This window comes from Comamonas trifloxystrobinivorans (assembly GCF_043359985.1).
In the GTDB taxonomy this organism is placed as follows: Bacteria; Pseudomonadota; Gammaproteobacteria; order Burkholderiales; family Burkholderiaceae_C; genus Comamonas; species Comamonas trifloxystrobinivorans.
This window is the reverse complement of the sequence record NZ_JBHZGV010000010.1, coordinates 16,070-33,306: the sequence shown is the minus strand read 5'-3', so window position 1 is coordinate 33,306 and position 17,237 is coordinate 16,070. Positions and strand designations below refer to the sequence as shown.

General features: G+C 56.7%; 17 protein-coding genes. All 17 read right to left on the bottom strand.

All coding sequences use genetic code 11. The features are described from left to right. Window position 1: 1 nt before the first annotated feature. Complete coding sequence (locus tag ACFIQF_RS13255) at window positions 2-5,920, bottom strand: transglycosylase SLT domain-containing protein (RefSeq protein WP_393943491.1); 5,919 nt, start codon at window positions 5,918-5,920, stop codon at window positions 2-4. A gap of 69 nt (window positions 5,921-5,989) precedes the next feature. Further along, window positions 5,990-6,502 carry a BRO family protein gene (locus tag ACFIQF_RS13250; RefSeq protein WP_393943489.1) on the bottom strand — a complete coding sequence of 171 codons (513 nt, stop codon included), beginning with the start codon at window positions 6,500-6,502 and terminating at the stop codon, window positions 5,990-5,992. A 33-nt stretch (window positions 6,503-6,535) separates the two neighbouring features. Further along, window positions 6,536-6,952, bottom strand: a complete 417-nt coding sequence (locus tag ACFIQF_RS13245) for a DUF1799 domain-containing protein (protein ID WP_393943487.1) — start codon at window positions 6,950-6,952, stop codon at window positions 6,536-6,538. Then, window positions 6,880-7,293, bottom strand: coding sequence for a phage tail assembly chaperone (locus tag ACFIQF_RS13240; RefSeq protein WP_393943485.1), 414 nt, complete (start codon window positions 7,291-7,293; stop codon window positions 6,880-6,882). Before ACFIQF_RS13240 ends, ACFIQF_RS13245 begins: the two co-directional genes overlap by 73 nt. Before the next feature lie 146 nt (window positions 7,294-7,439). Beyond that, window positions 7,440-8,087 carry a phage tail tube protein gene (locus tag ACFIQF_RS13235; RefSeq protein WP_393943483.1) on the bottom strand — a complete coding sequence of 216 codons (648 nt, stop codon included), beginning with the start codon at window positions 8,085-8,087 and terminating at the stop codon, window positions 7,440-7,442. Window positions 8,088-8,204: 117 nt separating this feature from the next. Further along, the gene (locus ACFIQF_RS13230) at window positions 8,205-8,606 is read right to left on the bottom strand and encodes a phage tail terminator-like protein (protein WP_393943482.1); all 402 of its coding nucleotides are present in this window, start codon (window positions 8,604-8,606) and stop codon (window positions 8,205-8,207) included. After that, complete coding sequence (locus tag ACFIQF_RS13225) at window positions 8,603-9,160, bottom strand: hypothetical protein (RefSeq protein ID WP_393943480.1); 558 nt, start codon at window positions 9,158-9,160, stop codon at window positions 8,603-8,605. Before ACFIQF_RS13225 ends, ACFIQF_RS13230 begins: the two co-directional genes overlap by 4 nt. Then, window positions 9,157-9,519: a hypothetical protein gene (locus ACFIQF_RS13220; RefSeq protein ID WP_393943478.1), complete on the bottom strand. Its 363-nt coding sequence runs from the start codon at window positions 9,517-9,519 to the stop codon at window positions 9,157-9,159. The genes ACFIQF_RS13225 and ACFIQF_RS13220 overlap by 4 nt, the downstream gene beginning before the upstream one ends. Next, a complete protein-coding gene (locus ACFIQF_RS13215) occupies window positions 9,516-9,890 on the bottom strand; it encodes a ParB N-terminal domain-containing protein (RefSeq protein ID WP_393943476.1) in 375 nt (124 codons plus the stop codon). The genes ACFIQF_RS13220 and ACFIQF_RS13215 overlap by 4 nt, the downstream gene beginning before the upstream one ends. Continuing rightward, on the bottom strand, window positions 9,890-10,303 hold the full coding sequence (locus ACFIQF_RS13210) for a DnaT-like ssDNA-binding protein (RefSeq protein ID WP_393943474.1): 414 nt from the start codon (window positions 10,301-10,303) through the stop codon (window positions 9,890-9,892). Before ACFIQF_RS13210 ends, ACFIQF_RS13215 begins: the two co-directional genes overlap by 1 nt. Before the next feature lie 3 nt (window positions 10,304-10,306). Beyond that, window positions 10,307-10,597, bottom strand: a complete 291-nt coding sequence (locus tag ACFIQF_RS13205; RefSeq protein ID WP_393943473.1) for a hypothetical protein — start codon at window positions 10,595-10,597, stop codon at window positions 10,307-10,309. Window positions 10,598-10,634: 37 nt separating this feature from the next. Continuing rightward, window positions 10,635-11,603 carry a major capsid protein gene (locus ACFIQF_RS13200; protein WP_393943471.1) on the bottom strand — a complete coding sequence of 323 codons (969 nt, stop codon included), beginning with the start codon at window positions 11,601-11,603 and terminating at the stop codon, window positions 10,635-10,637. Between the two features lie 21 nt (window positions 11,604-11,624). Continuing rightward, entirely contained in the window at window positions 11,625-12,365 is a 741-nt protein-coding gene (locus ACFIQF_RS13195; RefSeq protein WP_393943469.1) for a hypothetical protein, read from the bottom strand. Between the two features lie 476 nt (window positions 12,366-12,841). Further along, window positions 12,842-13,951 (bottom strand): minor capsid protein, encoded by a 1,110-nt coding sequence (locus ACFIQF_RS13190; protein WP_393943467.1) that lies wholly within the window; start codon window positions 13,949-13,951, stop codon window positions 12,842-12,844. Next, window positions 13,935-15,278, bottom strand: coding sequence for a DUF4055 domain-containing protein (locus ACFIQF_RS13185; RefSeq protein WP_393943465.1), 1,344 nt, complete (start codon window positions 15,276-15,278; stop codon window positions 13,935-13,937). Before ACFIQF_RS13185 ends, ACFIQF_RS13190 begins: the two co-directional genes overlap by 17 nt. 7 nt (window positions 15,279-15,285) lie before the next feature. Then, entirely contained in the window at window positions 15,286-16,599 is a 1,314-nt protein-coding gene (locus tag ACFIQF_RS13180) for a phage terminase large subunit family protein (RefSeq protein WP_393943463.1), read from the bottom strand. Continuing rightward, window positions 16,568-17,107, bottom strand: coding sequence for an HGGxSTG domain-containing protein (locus ACFIQF_RS13175; RefSeq protein ID WP_393943461.1), 540 nt, complete (start codon window positions 17,105-17,107; stop codon window positions 16,568-16,570). Before ACFIQF_RS13175 ends, ACFIQF_RS13180 begins: the two co-directional genes overlap by 32 nt. Between the last annotated feature and the right edge of the window lie 130 nt (window positions 17,108-17,237).

Here is a 17,237-nt window from a genome sequence, read left to right as displayed (position 1 = left end):
TTTATGCAGTAGCTGGCTGGTTGCGCATGCCCAGACCGCCATCAGTAACACTGGACAGGACAGAGGCTGTCTTGCGTGCCTGGTAGGCGACCTCCCCTTGCCCTGCCTTGATCGCCTGCAGCTCTTGCTTGACGGCGCGCAACTCTGCTACGACTTCCGCCATTTGCACAGCAGAGCCGCCCTGGTTGCTCAAAGCCGCCATCAGCGCATGGTTGTCAGCCTTGGGGATGATTCGCTCACCCTGGTGGGCAAGCACAAGCATGTCGCTTGGCAAGTAGTTGGTGCCGACGTTGAGCTTGGGCACATACAGCTTTTTCTCCTCGTCCCACTCGACGGGCTTGCCTTGCGTGTGCTGTCCTGTCGAGTAGTTCAATGAGCTGAACGGGTCGTAGCCTTTTTCCAAGAAGTCGACGGCATGGGTTGTGATTGGGTCTTTTGAGATTGATCCATCACTCCATACCTGCCGACCGTCTTTCGTATAGCCAACCGTGTACGCTCCACCGCTATCACCGCTGCCAATGATGTAGCCACCACCTCCCCCAAAGCTTGCGCCGCCGCTTCCGCCCGGGTTTGCTGCCGCTTGCTGAGCATCTTTCTCTGCTTTGACTCGCGCCTGTTCCTCGGGGTCGAGCAACTTGTACAGAGCTTCAATAGCAGCTGTCACAGATAGCGTTGCGTCAACTTGCTCTTTGCCAAAGTCCTGCCAGAACTTGAGCGTTTCGTCCAGTCGTTTCAACTGGTCCGCAGCAAGATCGATCTGCTTTTGTGCATCCGACTTAGCAAGACCTGCGTACTCCCCTAGCTCATCAAGCTGGCCAGCCAGCACCTTCTTGTCATAGTCAAGGTCCGCCTTGGTGGCGTAGTTGTCCATGATCAGCCCGCCAGTAGCTGCTTCAATCGCTGACTTGGTTTGGTCGTAATCAGACAATCCCATGCCGCTACGGGCGTTGGCAATGGCCTGCTCGATAAACACCATGCCGCGAGCTGCGTTCCATGTCGAAGTTTCATCGACAGAAGCACGCAGATTCTTGGCCGAGTCAGTGACTAGAGTCCAGTAGCTAGACGCTTTGGTCAGCGCGTCTTTCGCGTCAGCGGAGAACTGATTCCAGTACTCTTTCTCACGCGAGATTGCCGCCTGCAAATTGCTCATGGCGAGCGACTTGGCAGCTTCTGCAGCTTGCTTGGCAGCTTCTGCAGCTTGCTTGGCTTGTTCTTCGGCCTGCTTTTTATCTTGCGCCGCCCACACATCACGCTGGAGCTTCACAAGTTCAGGATCCTTGTACTTCTCCAGTTCACGAAGCTGCTTTTCTCGCTCCAGACGAGTTGCGCCCTCATCATCCCCCTTGGCGCGCAAGAGTTGCACGTTCAGGTCTTCTTTGAGGCTGGCAATGTTCTCAGCTGATTTGTAGATCAGATCAAACACGTCTGCCATCTGCAGCAGGGAGGCATATAGCTTCCGACCTGCTTCAGTGCTCACATCGATGGAGTTGATGTAATTTCTGAAGGCCTCTCGACTAGCAGGCATTGTCTCCACACCAAGCTTCTTCAGCTGCTCATCGAGAAGGCGCGTTTGATTGGCAACCTTCTCTTGATCTGTGAAGAACTTGTCATAGTAGTTGCTGGTCACCGCCGCGAACTTGTCCGCACCACCGAAAGCATCCATCAGTTCGGATGCCATGTCAGCGCCCGCCAGGCCCACCGTGTATAGCGTATCGCCGACAGCCTTGAACCATTCGTTTGCCAATGTGATCGATGTTGACAAGCGAGTGAGTGCTTCTAGTTGAGTTTCACCGGCATGCGTGTATTCCTCGCTGGTTAAGACCAATCCGCCCATCTGCTCAGCAATTTTCTGGAATTCCTCCTGCAGCTTCTTATTGGCCTCTTCTTCTGACAAGCCCTTAAGGTTGACTTTGAACTTGGCGGTAAAGCCGTCGAGTGCATCGCCGCCCAGGCCCACTGCCGAAGCCATTTCGCGGATGGACTTATCCATCGCAAAAAACTGGTCAGCAAAGCCATGGCGCATTTCCTCTGGCATCTCTTGGCGGGTCGTTTTATTCGACCGGAACCAGCCGCCCTTGTAGTACTTGTAGAGATTCCCTTCGAAGCCGGTTTCCCCGCCGAAAGTTCCTTCTACGCCACTCTCCTTGAGCTTGCGGCCAAACAGTGCATTCCAGATGTCCTTGCCGAACAATGCACCGACACCTGCCAATGCCCAGCCCCAGCCTGGAATGGCAGAAAGCGCCTCTCCGAAACTAGCGCCTGCAGCACCTGCGGCTGTCGATACGCCTGGCCCAACAAGGCCGGGGGCCAAGTACATTCCAGACATGCCCATGCCGAACTGGGTCATTGCAGCAGAGCCAATCATCATTCCGATGCTGGTTGCCCATCCCCCAAGCAGCCCCGCCATGCCACCAGTAAACAGGTTGTAGACCGTGTTGGCATTGCTTGCTACTCCAAGCAATCCACCACCGCCACCGCCCGCGCCTGCGACTGCACCCGCCGCCGCACTAGCAGCTCCACCGCCACCAACAATCCCGAGCAATGACGCCACCAGCTTCACCACGAACGGCTTGGCAAACATCGCATAAATCTCTTTGGCGACCATCGTGTAGAACGAGGTCTTGAGTGACTTGCAGAACGAATCCCAACCGGACCGACCGGCATTCATCATGTCTGCAAATCCCTGAACGAAGATGTTGTCAACCTGCTGAATGGTTTGGCCCCACTCTTGGACGTAGGCTTGATTGACCTTGGCGTTTGCCTCAGCCATCGCAGCCGTCCGAGCCTCTTGGCTAGCAGTCTCCAACTCTGCCCCGCGCAGCCCTTGTCTCTCTAGCGCAGCAATGTCCTTCTTGATGCGCAATTGAGCCTCAAGCTGAGCCAATGCCTTAGTTCGCTCGATTCCCGTAAGACCCATCAGCTTCAGCTCTTGCTGAGCAGCCGACGCCATTTCATTGGCGGTACGAATGCGCTCATTAAAGCCTTCGCTTGCTTGAAGCGCGACAGATTTGCGACGCTCTTCGTTTACGTTTCTCTGCTGAGCAGCTTCCGCCAGTAATGCCTCGTACAGCTTGGTAGCCCCATTAGCTTGCAATTCAGCTGCTGCTGCATCTTCAAGACGAGAGACGCGCATTTCACCGATTGCAATGGCTGACTTTCCATAGCTTTCATTTGCCGCCTTCAGTTGATCGGCCTCTCGCTTGAGGGAGGCAGCGCTGGTTATGGCTTGCTTCTCTTGCAGAGAGGACATCGTGCGCAGATGATCGGACTTCAACTGCATCAACGTGGTTTCAGCTAGACCGTTCTTCACGGAATCTTGCAGAACCTTGTCATAGCGGGCCTGTTCGGCAGCCATTTCCTTGGTGTAGCTTGCTGCCCCCGCTGTAGCGGCCGAGTAGTCTTGCCAAGCAGAATCAGCTCCACTCAATGCCGCCTGCAGTGCTTGATGCGACTGCATCAATGCATCTATATTCGACTTAGCAATGGCGTCTTGCTCTTGGGCCTTTTGCCGCTCCACAGAGAGAGTCTTCCAATAGTCCGTGGCCTTCATCCCTAGGAATTCGGCCATGACCTTGTTGTAACCCTCCTGCTGCGCTCTCATCGAAGCTGTTGCTGCAGCGGTCGCATCCTGCATCTCACGGATCTTCTGCTGCTCAGCGATGGCTTCCTTATTGGGAGCCACGCCTGGCTGAAGACCGCTGTAGTTGCCCTTGGCGTCTTTTGTGAGTCCACCGAGAACCAGGTTCGCGTACTGCTGGCCCTGTTGGCCCATGTACTGCAACCAGTCGCCAGTTGCTCCCGCCTTGGCAATCGCACTGCCTACATTGCCCTGCCCCGAGTGATAGGCCGTGAGCGCCTTGACCGCATCGTTGTCAAAGATGCGCATCAGGTAGTCGATATAGGCCGAAGCGAGCGTGCGGCCGTACCCGGCATCCTGCTCAAGACGCGCTTTGCTCCATTCCACGCCTGCGAGCTGGGCCATGTGTGGGCCGCTGCTTGGCATGATCTGGTACATGCCCAGGGCACCCTGATTGCTAGTGATCACATTGCCACTGCGATCCGTCTGCCGGCCACCAGATTCAACGTGCGCAATAGAGTCCAGCAACGCGTTGCGGTCAATCGTCGGCTGATTCGCCGCATTGTTCGCCCGCATGGCAATCATGAAATCTTGCGCGGCATTCACCCGTTCAGCATCACTCAGGCCGGCTGCCGCAGACTGGGTCTTCTCGTACTCAGCGCGCAGTTGCTTGGCGATCTCCAGCCGCTTTTCTTCGACGGTCTGCCCTTGGCGCGCAGCCTCAGACAGGCGCATCGAAGCGTCCATAGCGGTCTTGTACGCCTCTGCGGCCTTCGCTGCGGCAATCCGCTGCTGCTCTGCTGCGGTGCCAGCTTCACCGCTGGCCGCAGCCTGCTGAACAATCGCGGCTGCCGTTTCCCTGGATGCGTCCTTTTGGCGATCCATGGCGTCAGTGATGCCGAGAATCTTTGCCTCGTACGCATCAAGCGCTTTGCGGGCAGCAGCGCTATCCTTGTCGGCCTCCTCGCCAATCAGCCTTGCACCATCGAAGTCACCACTGGTAGCTGCATCGATCTGAGCTAGTGTTGCTCCAATGGATCGGCCAATAGTCGAGAACACGAAAGCGACATTCGCCGCCAAAACTGCGACAGTTTGGAATGCGGTCTTGAGGCCAGAAGCCAGCGTCTTGCCTATGTCATCAATCTCCTGCCCGGAGTCTGCGAGCTCCTTGTTGGCTTCTTTCAAAGCTGCAGTTAACTCGTTGACACTTTCGGCCAGGGCTGGCAAGAAGGCATCACCGGCCTTAACCTTCAAATCTTCCCAATAGCGAGTCAGCGAACTCATCGCCTTACCCGCTGTGGTCATGGACTCTTCGTAGATCCCCGCATATGCAGCAGACGCTTCCAGCACGGAATTCGTGCGCGCCATGACCTTTTGATTTTCGGTCAGGTTGTCAGTCGAGATCTTCAACGATGCAGCCAGCTTTTTATAGCTGGCTTCAAAGTTCACATTCAGGCCGAGGGTGCGGAGAATCTCCACCTCCCCAGCCTTGATCCCGTTGATCATCCTGCCCAGCGCTTCGCTGGAATTGATGCCGCCAACCACTGCCAAATCTTGCGCGGCACGGCCCAGAGAAGCGGCCTTGGCCAGATCAATGTGAGCTGTTGCCAACTGAGTCAGCGAGTTCCGCGACTGCAGCATGGAAATGCCGGATTTTTGCAGCGATAGGGCGAGGGAATCCATCTCCTTGCGGGTGTAGCCGGCATTGTTGCCAGCAACGCCCATCACCACGCCCATGGTCTCATAGCGAGCCGCAAGCAGGGTTGATTCCTTGATGAACTTTGCGGTATCCCACAGCGCCAGGACTGCGGCGGCACCTTGCGCGGCACGCTTGAACAGGTCCATTGCGACCCCGCCATCCGCCAAGGCCTTCTGTTCAGCCTTCAATGCGGTGATGCGGTCGCCCAGCGCCTTGGAGATTTCTTGCGCGCCTGCACTCATCCCCTTTTGAGCAGCTTTATAGGCCTCCATCTCGCCACGCGACATGCGGAGTCCATTGGCCTCCTGCACCAACATGGCAATGTGCTTTTGCTCTTCCACGGTCAGGCCAGCCACGGCCCGAGCCAGGCTAGCCGTATCAGTCACTGCTTCACGCGCAGCTGTGCCAGAGGCCTTGATTCCGGTGGCCGCCTTCTGCGCAGCGTCGCCGGTTTTCTTCAGTCCATCACCCGCGCCAGAGCCCAGGTCTGCCAGAGACTTCGCAACCTTCTTGCTCTCCGCAGAGATGCCGGCCATCGATTGCTCGACTTTGGGCCCTTGCTGGGCCAGCTCGGACAGCTTCTTGATGCCCTTCTCAATGCCATCCGTCTGGAGTGCCAGGCCAATCGGTTCAATATCTGCCATGTCGGGGCCTCAAATAGGAAAAGCCCGCACACGGCGGGCCAATAAAAGAAAAGCCACCCGGATGGATGGCTATGTGAACTGGAGCGATGGCTGAATCTTTTCGATCAGCATTTCCACTCGCTGTTTGAGTGGCGGCTTCTTGTGTCGATGCTGACTCAAGCCGCGACCGCAAAGACTTGCAAATCGCTCTTGAGCGTCAAGTGCGGCGCGTGCTTCGTACCACTCTTGAATGAGCGATGGCGCTGCCTGGTGATGATCGATAACATCAAGCACCCATTTTCGGAACTCTTGTGCTTTTGCTGTTCGCGCAAACATTCCTAGAAGATGAGCGCCGCGCAGACTAAAAACGCGGGCGGTTGTTTTATTAAGGAGCACACCCCCGTTTCGGGGGTCTGCCGTTTCGATCAATGCCAGCGCGGTCATGGACTCAGAAAACTCTGCCTTGTGCTTGTCATAGATGCGAGTTACTTTGTCTGGCCGCGAATACCCCAGCGCACGAGCAATATCTGCGGCACTCGCCCAGGTCTTGCCGTCCTTTTCGACAAGACGAATGGGTTGGTTTTGGAACATTAGTTCTTTCATCGTTTCCTCTGATTGGAAATAAAAATGCCCGCTCTAGGCGGGCTGCTTTGTTTTGTCTTTCGGGGCGAACTCCCGGATGGTGTCGAGGGCTACACTCTCGACAATCATCATTGCGGCGTGCAGCTCATCCCAATCCCCTTTGTCTGGCGCTTTGCGATCCATGAGTGGATACATCGCCTCCCATCGAAGGCCCAGGGGTGGCCCTCCCATTGGCGGATAAACCCAGCGCGTGCCGATCATGTGGGCCAGTTCTAGGGCTACCTCGTTGTCTGGCCAGACTTCCAGCGTCTCCGTCTCATAGTCCTCTAGCTCGAACCCTGCGGCTTTCGCCTCGGCCTCCGTGATGTGCGGCTCATACAGGGCTCGAGCGATGGCCCTTAGTTTCCCAGTTGGCCGGTGAACAAAGCTGCGTCGTACTTGCCAAGCACCTTGGCCAGCGAGCCGCCGCATTGGTCTTCCAGCACAATCAGGCTGTCCACGCTGAACTCGTCCTCCAGGTTCCAGCCCGCAACAGCGCCGGCCACGATCTCGGCCGCCTGGCGCATGCCGTCCTTGACCAGATCCTCGAACGAGAATTCAGCTTTCTCGGCAGGCTGCTCGACGCCGTCTGCGGTCTTGCGATGCGCATCACGGATGGCGGCCCACTCGCTCTTTTTCTGAGCCTTAGCGGTGAACACCACATCGAACTCGTCGCCATCGAGGTTCTTCACGGTCACGGTCAGGGGGAAGGTCGGCGACTTGCCGGCCATCATCTTCAAGCTGGTAACGGGGATGGATTTTTGCTTAGCCATAGTCTTTTCTTTCGCGGAAAGTTAATGCCCGTGCGCACCCCAGCCGCCCCCGCGAAAGGAACGAACCGGGATGCGTCGGTACTCAGTGCGCCCGAAATGGGCAAAAGAAAACCCGCCATGAGTGCTCTTGGCGGGCTGTGATCGGGTTACGCGGCGTAGCGCGTGGACTTGTTCTGAGCGTTGAAGGTGCCCTTGACCACAACGGCTTGGCCTTCGGTCAGGGTTTCTTCTTCGTTGAACGATACCTTCGCAGGGATCAGCGACAGGGCACCAGTCTTGGCGCGTTGGCGCACCACCATGTCGGCGTTGGTTTCCGAGAGCATCTTGAGTGCCTCGTAAGCCGGAGAGCCGATCATGTCTGCATCCATGTCGAACGTGCGCTGTACAGCATTGAAGCCGTCGTTCAACACGATTTCCACGTCCGACTCGATGAACTTGACGTTCACGGTCTTGGCGTCGCCGCCGCTGGTGCTGTGGTTCATGGTGCGGTCCAGGTCAACCCAGGTACTCACCTTGCGCACCGAGCCAGCGCCTTGGCCCGGCGTGTAGAACTCGGTGTTCGTCGTGTTGGCGCCCTCCAGAGTGAAGGCGTCAGCCGTCGCGGCTTTCACACGGAATGCGCGGAAGTTCAGGCGGCCCCAAGCGGAGAGAATCAGAACAATGTCGCCATTGGCAAAGCCGTGGGCAACAGAGCTGACAACAGCTTCTACGGCATTGGTGATGCCGCTGATCGTTTTGGCAGCAGAGAGAGCGGTGGCTACGGAGGTAATCGTGCCAGTAGGAGTGCGGGCCATTTTGAGCCTTTCGAAAATGAAGAAAGCCGCTCGGCACATGCTTTGCGGCTAGGGTTTCGCCCTCATCGGGCACAAAAAAACCGCCAGGCGGCGGTGTTGGTGGTGGGCAATGCCCGGTTAGGTGGGGAAAGCTCTCCAGTAGATGGAGATCGGCACGGTCCAGCGCCCCTCATCGGGCATGCCGGAGGATATTGCTGGCGTCTTGTTCAGTTCGATTCGGAATCCTGGGCCAGGGATGATCTGGGCGGTCTTGAAATGCTGCTTGAGCTGGTCGGCCATGGCGTCTGTGATCTGCCGCCCCTTCCCTTCCGGATAGCGCAGCGTGATTTGCAAAATGCCTCGCTCTTCCGTCAGCGTCCCCTCTATGCCCAGGTCCACCGGAGTATTCACTAGGTGATAGCAGGCTTGGTATGGGCCATCAGGCGGCTTGAAAGGCACGTTCTCGAAGGCCGTAGGCAGCACACCAGGCATTGCCAGAAGCTTTTGCTCCAGTAGCGCCTTGATCTCGGTTAGTTTCATTTGACAGACTCCACTGCGCGCTTGACCGCCTGAGCAAAGTCTTGGACGGTTAAGCGAACAATCCCCGCGGGCGCTTGTTTAGAGTGCCCATACTCCAATTTCTTCGCATACGCGAGGTTGTTCGTGAGCCATATGGTTTGCCCTGGCTTAAATCCCTCCAGCACTACCTTCGCTCGCCCTAACGCATCACTGCGCGGCTCGCTGTCGGTGGACTCGTTCATAGAGCCAAGCCCGACCTGCCAGTTGGACTTGAAGCGCCCGCCTGTGTAGTTCTGCCCTGCCTTGAGCTTGTAGGTCTCTTTGAGCTTCTTTTTACCCATGCGCGCGACCTTCTTTTCACCTTTTGCAAGATCGGCATTGATAGCGCCAACCCACAGGTTGTGCGTCTCACGCGCATACATGACGCTCTTGTTGGCCTTCCACAGGTCAGGATTGCCCACAGGAGACTTCTCAATCATATTTGCCTGCAGCTCGATAGCGGTGCGGCGAGCAACTTCCTCGCACTTTTCACCGGCCTGCAGACAGACTTTCGCAAGATCGTCAGCAAAGCTCATGATTTCCTCACCACACAGTCATGCAGCACCACAACTCCAGCAGGAGACACAGGCCGGTTTCTCACCACCTGCAGCAGCTCGCCGCCAACAGTCAATGAGTCACCGGCCAGCGGCTCGAAACTGGCATCAGGGGCAATCAGGGCGCGTCGGTCGCCAATCAGGACTAGCTCGCCGTCAATCTGAGAGTTATCGAACTCCAGCAGGGCAACAGTGCACGCCGCCGTTTCGGTGGTCTGCACGGGCCCTGTCATCGGGTCGTATCCGCCTTCAACGGTGCGCGATAGCTCGCCTGCCTGGCCGAAGCGATCCAGCAGGCGGGTTGCTGTAGCGGCTGGGCGGGAGTAATCGAACTTAGTCATGTTGGCTGCTCCTGTTTACAGGGATCCGGCCTCCAAGTCATGCGACGCGCCTTAATGGTGCGCTTGCCTTTAGCTAGTGCCTTCAAGACACGATGCCGACCATCGGCAATCGACCCATGCCAGTCCAGCAGAATTGGCGTATCAAGGTCGGCATCCATAACGCGCCGCACATGAACCGCGAGAACAAACATGTCTGCGTCTCGCCAAATGACATGGGACAGATCAATCGCAGCTAGCGGGCAGTCAAATACCGGCAAATCCTTCGAGTCATCCAGTAATTTGGCTACCGAGTACCAGCCGCCAGCGCCATCGCAGTAATAGTCCTGCAGTGGCTCTTGCTTTCGGAAGGTGACTTTGGGTGGTTTCGACATCACGCCCTCTCAAACCGCACCATGCCAGCGCCGCCTTTGGTCAAACCTCGCATCAAGGCATCAATCACACCGAAGCGCTTTTGACCGCTGTTAACGGGCTGGGCATACTTCGTAGTGATGGGGCCAACAGATTCCTCTGTTACCGCTTGGGCGTCCACATCGGCAAACAGTGAGCCATTAGCGGCACGCAAAGCAGCCTCACAGGCCGCGTGCTTTAGGCGATCCGCCACCGGGTCCAGAAACTCGGGACGAATGTCGTATTCGGTCACTATGTACTGAGTGCCGACGCGCAAGGCAATCTCTTGCTCCGTCTCAACAGCAGGCCAGTCGCGCCCGAAGCGGGTCATGTAGTCCTGAGCCTCAGCCAGCGTTACTAGCGTGTCAAAGCCTTCTTCTGGTGCGACTATGAGCATGGGTTATTCCTGTGGCTGAGCGGGCTTGCGACCGCGCTTTGCTGGTGCTGCTTGACCCAGTGGGACAGAGAGTGCGCGCAGCTCATCGGTTGGCAGAGCGTCGTCAAACTCGATGCCCTTCTCCTTGAGGTCTGCAATCAGAATCTCGCGCTGCTTGGAGTCTGGCAGGATGCCGTCGCCACCAGGCTCTACGGGCTTGAATCGGGCGTCAATGATTTTGAAGCCAGCGGCGCGTAGCTCGGCCTTGCGTTCAGGCGACACGGGATGTTTTTCCCAGGCAATCTTTTCTGTCATGGGTTCTCCATTAAGAAAGGGGCCGAAGCCCCTTTGGTTACTTGGCTGCGTCGCCGATGGTCATCACGCCAGCGGAGGCCTTGATGCTGTTAGCCACCAAATCCCAGTTAGCACCAGTAGCCAGCTCGGTGTCGGTTGGCGACTTTCCGCCATTAGCAACATCCCACGTGAAACCCTTGAGGCCCAGACCAAAGGTGTAATCGGCCTGCATCGTGGTTTCGATGCGGTTTTTGCCGTTGGTCGTCTGAATGTTGGTAATCAGATCGGAGCCGTCAGAAACCACAGCCGCGCCACTCACCAGCGACAGCACCTTTGCCTTGTCAGGAGCGCCAGCCACGAACAGCGCAGGAGCATCCGTCACGATCACGGCCTTGCCAAGGATGTCCACGATGGTCACGCCGCTAAAAGTGAACAGCTTCTCAGCGTTGGCCAGATTCTGACCGATCAGCTTGTGGTACATCGCACCGGTCATCACTTGCGTAATGATGCGAGACGAGGCATCACCGAACTTGGCGTGAGCACCGTTGATGGCGATGTAGTTCACGCCAGCGGTCGCAGACACATCATTGACCGCTGTAGCTTGATTGCCGATTGCAGCGGCCAGGGCTGCAATAGCGGTGTTCAGCTGGTCGGACATGATCGCTTCCGACAGGTTGCGCGAGATGACCTCCAGCGCTTCTTCGGGCGACTTTTGAATCCAGCTCATCTGGCTGGGCTCAAACAGCACGGGGCCGAAGCCGCCAGCGATCTTTACACTGTCGTATTGCTTCTGCGCCAGTGGCGTTGCAGCCTGCGCACCATTGGCTGCATAGCGGTCAACACGACGCTGGGCGCTGTGCACGCCAGCCCAGAACGACTCTTGCAAGAAGTCGCCATCAATGCCTTGCGTGGTCAGCTGAATTGCACCGCCAGAAGCGGCATTGAACTTGGCAACGTCTTGGGCCAGAGTTTCAATCGTGGTTTGCTTGAGGTATTCGTTAAATACCTTCATATCGGACAAAGCCATAGGTAGCCTTTCTGCCTGTTATCAGGACTTAGAAGTGAGTTTTTTGATTGCGGCTAACCGGTCAGCTTTTCCGCCGCCAAAGTTGCCAGAGTTGTTTGCTGCGCCACCACTAGACCCAGGCGCACCAGATCCGCGAGTAGCAGGCCAGAAGTACGGAGCGGAATCACGGATGGATTCAGCCCATTCCTTGGGGGATAGCGGTGCTTTGCCGTCTTTGCCCAACACGACCTGGTCGCCGTTCATTGCAACAACGTCGCCGTCATCACTGAGAACCCACAGTCCCGAGCCACGACGCACAACGTCATCCAAAGCCTCTGGCAAAGCACCAGCAGCTGCCGCTGCATCACGCAGTACGGCATTCAAGGCGCGATCTGCCAGCTTTGCAGCCTTGGCTTCGGCCTTGGTGCGGCCCTCTGCCTCGGCTTGAAGCTTCTTTGTGTGCTCGGCCTGCATTCGCTCGGTGCGTTTCTGCACCACCTCATCCATCTTCCCGGCAGCGATCAGCTTTGCGTCCTCGTCAGTTTCCAGGCGCTGCAGCAGTTCTTGGATTTCCTCGGGCGTCTTGCCCAATGCGCTCCAAGCCTTTGCTTGCTTGCCTGCTTCTTTTGCCGCCAGGCGCTCCTTGTCGAGCGCTGACTTCAAGCCTGCCGGGTCTTCGTAGCCCTCCAGATCAAGACGGAACTTCCCGTCCACTTCCTTGTACAGATCGCGTACGTTTTCAGGAACCGAGTCGAGCGAATCGACAGTGATTTTCAGAGTCATGTTGGTTTCGCCAGTCTCTGGCGTAGTTGGATACACCCGTCTCGGGCATGAAAAAGGCCGCATGGCATCACGTCATGCAGCCACGAAAAAGCCCGCCGTGATTGCTCAGGGCGGGCGAGAAACGAAAAAGCCAGCTGGTTAGGCTGGCTGGGTATCACTTAACAGGTTTTGGCTTCCGCCTCTTGGGCTTCGGCTCTTTCAAAGCTCTAGGTTTATCCGGGATCATTGGCGACCAGATGCCTTGCATGTGGCAGTGGTAACACACCCGGTCATCGCAGACAGTGCCACGGTGATAGCGGCCCTTATCATCAATACTTGCGCCAGTCGTTGTCACCATCACCGTGCGACCGCCGCATTTAACGCATTGAAGCTGTCCAGGCAACGGCTTGAAAGACTTCACCAATGCGGCGATGACTTCCTTGCGTGTCATAGGGCGGGGAGTGACTAGTTTTAGATCGGGCATCACCCTAGTCTAATCAAAGTCCCGCCCGCTTGAAAGCCCCGGCATCCCGCGCTCTCAGTTCATCCAAGGTCAAAAATACGCCCTTGTGCGAGTACATCTCGGATACTTCCATCTTCCCAGACCGCAGCAACTTGCCCCGCGTCGGCCCTAACACCTCATCCTGCCGGGATGCTGATTGCTTCTTCAGCCACTCTGCATAGGTTGTGTCCGCACTTACTTGACCGTCCATCGAGGCGCGCGTCTTGTTGCGCAACTCCAACTCCGGCAGATCAATGCCCAGCTCCTTGTTGCTTTTGGCGATTGGCACGCTGACTGATCGACAGCGCCAATGAAGGCGCGAAGGACCAGCACCCCAAGGGATGCTATGCCCAATCGGTTTGTGTCCGTCTGGTGTATATAGCTTGCCATCACGTATCCGGCACTGAGGCGTTGTGCGAAGGTCTAAGGTTGACGACCACTTGAGCGCCTTAATGATGTCGCTGTTCTTCTCATAGAAGGCGTCGTGAGCATTCCCGGCTGTGTGCGCGATGGCGGTTCTCACCACCGCCTCCACATCGCGCCGGGACTTCTCTAACAAGCCATCAGTGAACCCCTTGGCCTTGGTGCCGCGCAACTCTCGAATGATTGCGTCGGTGGTCTTGCCCTCAAGATAGCCTTGGGCAATGGCCTGGCGCACGGACTTGAACTGCTGGGTCGTCAGATCCTTCCAGACCTCTTTCAGCAAGATGCCTTGGAATGGCCGGGACATGGCAGCAGAGTAGACGGCAGTCGTTGAGACCGCCGCGACGTGCACCAGCGCTGGCGTATTAGCCAACAGCATTTGATGCAGGTATGCAGTCTCATAGTCAACGAACTGCTTGAGTTCATCGAGCAGTTTCTGCCCTGCCTCCGCATTCCCGGCACCAATGATTGTCCGGACGCTGGCCAACATTGATGCCAGCCGCTCGGCCTTGAAGCTCACCGGGTCAACGTCCGACAGCGCCTCTGCCAATTCAGCCAGCATGCGCTTATCGGATCGGTTGAGTATCTCCATAATGCGGATTACTACGCTATTGGAATAGCCCTGTAGTCCCACCGCGTGGCGTATCGTCTCGCTCTGTAGTAGCTCATTCACCGTCGCCATTCATGCTCCCCAGGCTTGGCCCTTCGGCTTGAACCTTCTCGATTTCCGTCTCCGGATCAACGTCAGGCCCAACAACGCCGCGGCGCTGCATCTCAACGATCGTGGTTTCTTTGGTCAGCATGCCCGCACCCTGCAACGACAGAATCATTTGTGCCGAAGCATCGGTGAGGGTCGCCGCGCCAAAGTCTTTGAACAGCGAAACAGTGCCGCCACTGCCAGCCTTTAGCCAGTCGGCAGTGAACTGCAGACAAGAGTCCAAGAAGTCCTCAAAGTCCTCTGTGGCGCTCTGCAGCGTTGACTTGTTGGCCTCCGCATCGTTTGATGCCTCTGTCGCGGTACGCTGGCCTGGCTGCTTTACCAGCAACTCGGCGCCCGTCTGGATCATTTGATCTTCAAGCGCCTCCAGCTCCGACCGGCCAACAGTCACCGACTCTGCAGAACCTTGGATCACCTCTGCCTTGGCTTCTGGGCGAGAGAATCGCAAGGCATAAGCAGCACCCGCCGTTGGCTCCTGCAACTCTCCATCCTCCACGCCAGAGAACACCAGCAAGCGCTTGCGGGCAAACCGCACCGAATCATCCTGATCCGACTGCTGCTGCCAGTGCTTTACGTTCTGGTGAGCCAGGTCAACTAGCAGCGGCGCACCCTCCATAAAGGCTATGCGTTTGCCGTAGAAAGCGGCGAACGGGATATAAGGAAGGCTAGTCTCTCCGCTATCCAGCAAAACCCATCCATTGGCACTCTCTTCGTGCAGCTCCCAAGCGCCAATTCGAAAGACTCGCACACGCCGCACAGTCTTGACGCCATATTCACCATCCTCTACTTCCGCGGTCTCCAGCAATCGAAGCTGGGCAAGCTGCGTCACGCCACCAACCTGGTCAAGACGCCATCCAAGGATGGTGTCATGTGCATAGTGTTTCCAGTACGGGCGAGAGCCGCCATCCGCCGGGTAATCCACCAGCACGCCACCAAAGCCATGAGACATGGCCTCATTGAACAGCTGAGAGGCGAATGCATGGACTGATCGGCCCTGACCATCAACATCAGGTAGCAAGGCAACCACCTTAGGCGGCACATCCTCATTCACCGTCAGCTGCTTTGCGAATGGCTTGCCCGCCATCACTGTGCAGGTACGCTGGTACGCAGGAAACAGGGTTGCGGTCTGCAGGCGGTACTTGTAATCCTCGTCATCCTCTCGCGGTTGCTGAGGCAGTAGCGCCTTTTTGGCCTCCCGCATCGCCTGAGTGCCACCCATGAGCGGATCAATCACAGCCCATGCCTTGCTCATCCGCTCAACGGCAGCGCTTTTTGTGTCTATTGCTGTCATGTTTTCCTTACCAGCGGAATGCTTCGACTGTCGATGTGCTTGTGACCAATGGGAACTTCTTCACAATGAAATAGCCGCCTGCATCGTTTGCGTGGTCAAAACCACCCGTCTTGTCCGGCTCGCCATCCTCACCCCACGCCTGGCGCTCTAAGCCTCGCGTGTACTCGGGGCAAGTCTCAATGTTCACCAAATAGCGCCGCTCGCCATAGGTGTTGCAGCACATTGCATTCATGCTGTTGATTCGGTCTTTCACTCTCGGGTTGGAATCATTCACAACCACCATGAAACCCGCCTTTTTCAGCAGTGCAATATCTGATTCGCTTGCGTTGTTGCTCTTGCGGCTGTTGCCAGAGGCGTCTGGGTACACAGAGATTTGGTGCCCTGGATACCGATCTTTGATCTTCTCAATCATGGCCGGGGTATCGAAGATCTTTACCAGCTCAGCTACGGCCCGTGGCAATCCATCGCGGATCACATGAACGACCGCCGCCATTTTTCCAACGTTGAAGTCCATGCCGATATGTAGATCATCACCACGCTGGACAACGTCGGTAGTCGCGTTCTGCCGCCTATCAAAGCAGTAGTAAATGACACCCTGATAGTTCTCGAAGCTCGCTAGGTACTCTTGGCGGAAGGTGCGCGGGTCCATCCTACGCTTAGCGGCCTCCAGCTCCTCAGCCGGGACATTCCCGCCATCGAGCGAGGTATATAGCCAGCTCTTGTGATCCGGCTCCTTGCCCTGTCCATCTAGGTAGGTGTCGTAGCAGTGATTGAAGCCCTTCGGCGTCCCAATTCGCAACGCATGACCACCAACATACTCAACGCCTTCCACCGTGTAACGACAGGTTGAGAGCATCGGGCGCAAGACTTCTTCCCACGCCTCATACTTCGCATCTGCCCACTCATCCACCAGTACAAAGAACAAGCCAGAGCCACGCAGATCGTCGTAGTTGTCCAACCCAACAATCCGCATCACATGGCCGGATTTCAAGGTGATTGAGCATTCGGTCTCATTCGGCTTGCCAGCTATCCAGCTTTGCGGGATAGCCTGCTTCAGACGACGCCAAAAAACCCGCTTGGCTTGCTTGAACGTCGGCGCACCATACCAAATCTCATCCTCAACACTGACGCCCCACTCAGCCGCCAATCGAGCTGCACGGCGCATTTCAGCTTTGCCAAGAAACGTCTTGCCAAAACGGCGACCGCAAACCGCATCACGGAATCGAGCAGAGCGCTGGAAACCCCAGCAGTAGATATTCGCCTGCTTGGGTGTTAACTTGACCGGCGCATCAGAGGATCGGCTTTTCAGGAGTTGGCTCATCTGGTTTCAGCACATACTCCGGCGCTGCCTCTTGTTCTGGCTTGTCAGGCTCTGGTGGGATCGCCTTCATCAGCTCTACCCGCGTCCGCTCCAGGCTCTCAATGCGAGCCATTAGCCGATCAATCAATACCGAGTAGTCGCGCCGCTTGAATGATCGCTTCACAATCTGCTCATCATCAATCGGCATCCCGCCAATCACCGCAGGCTCTTCCGTCCGAGCATCCAGCTCTAGCTCGCCGTCAGCCTTCTGCTCAGCCTCAAGCGCCCTTTTCAGCCGAATACGGCACAACTTCAACTCGTCATCAATCCGGCCTAGCTCGATGCCATCCCAGATTTCCTTTTCCTCATCCGAATAGACGGACGAATAGATTCCATGAGTTCGGGCATTGCTGTTGCCTTTGTTTTTCTTCGCAGCAGCACCGCCATGGAGTTTGCAGCGAGTCTCGCCAATCAGAGCGTGTTTCTTGCATGGCTCACCTTGGCGGTTCTTTGCTCCGCACAGAGCCATAAGTACGCCCTTTCATGGGATGAATTCAAAATCTGACGCCCAGAAAACAGAAAAGGCCACCGAAGTGACCTCTTGTTCCTGGGCGAAAGCGTTAGCTGCCCGACGAACAACTGCGCGAATGCACCCGACC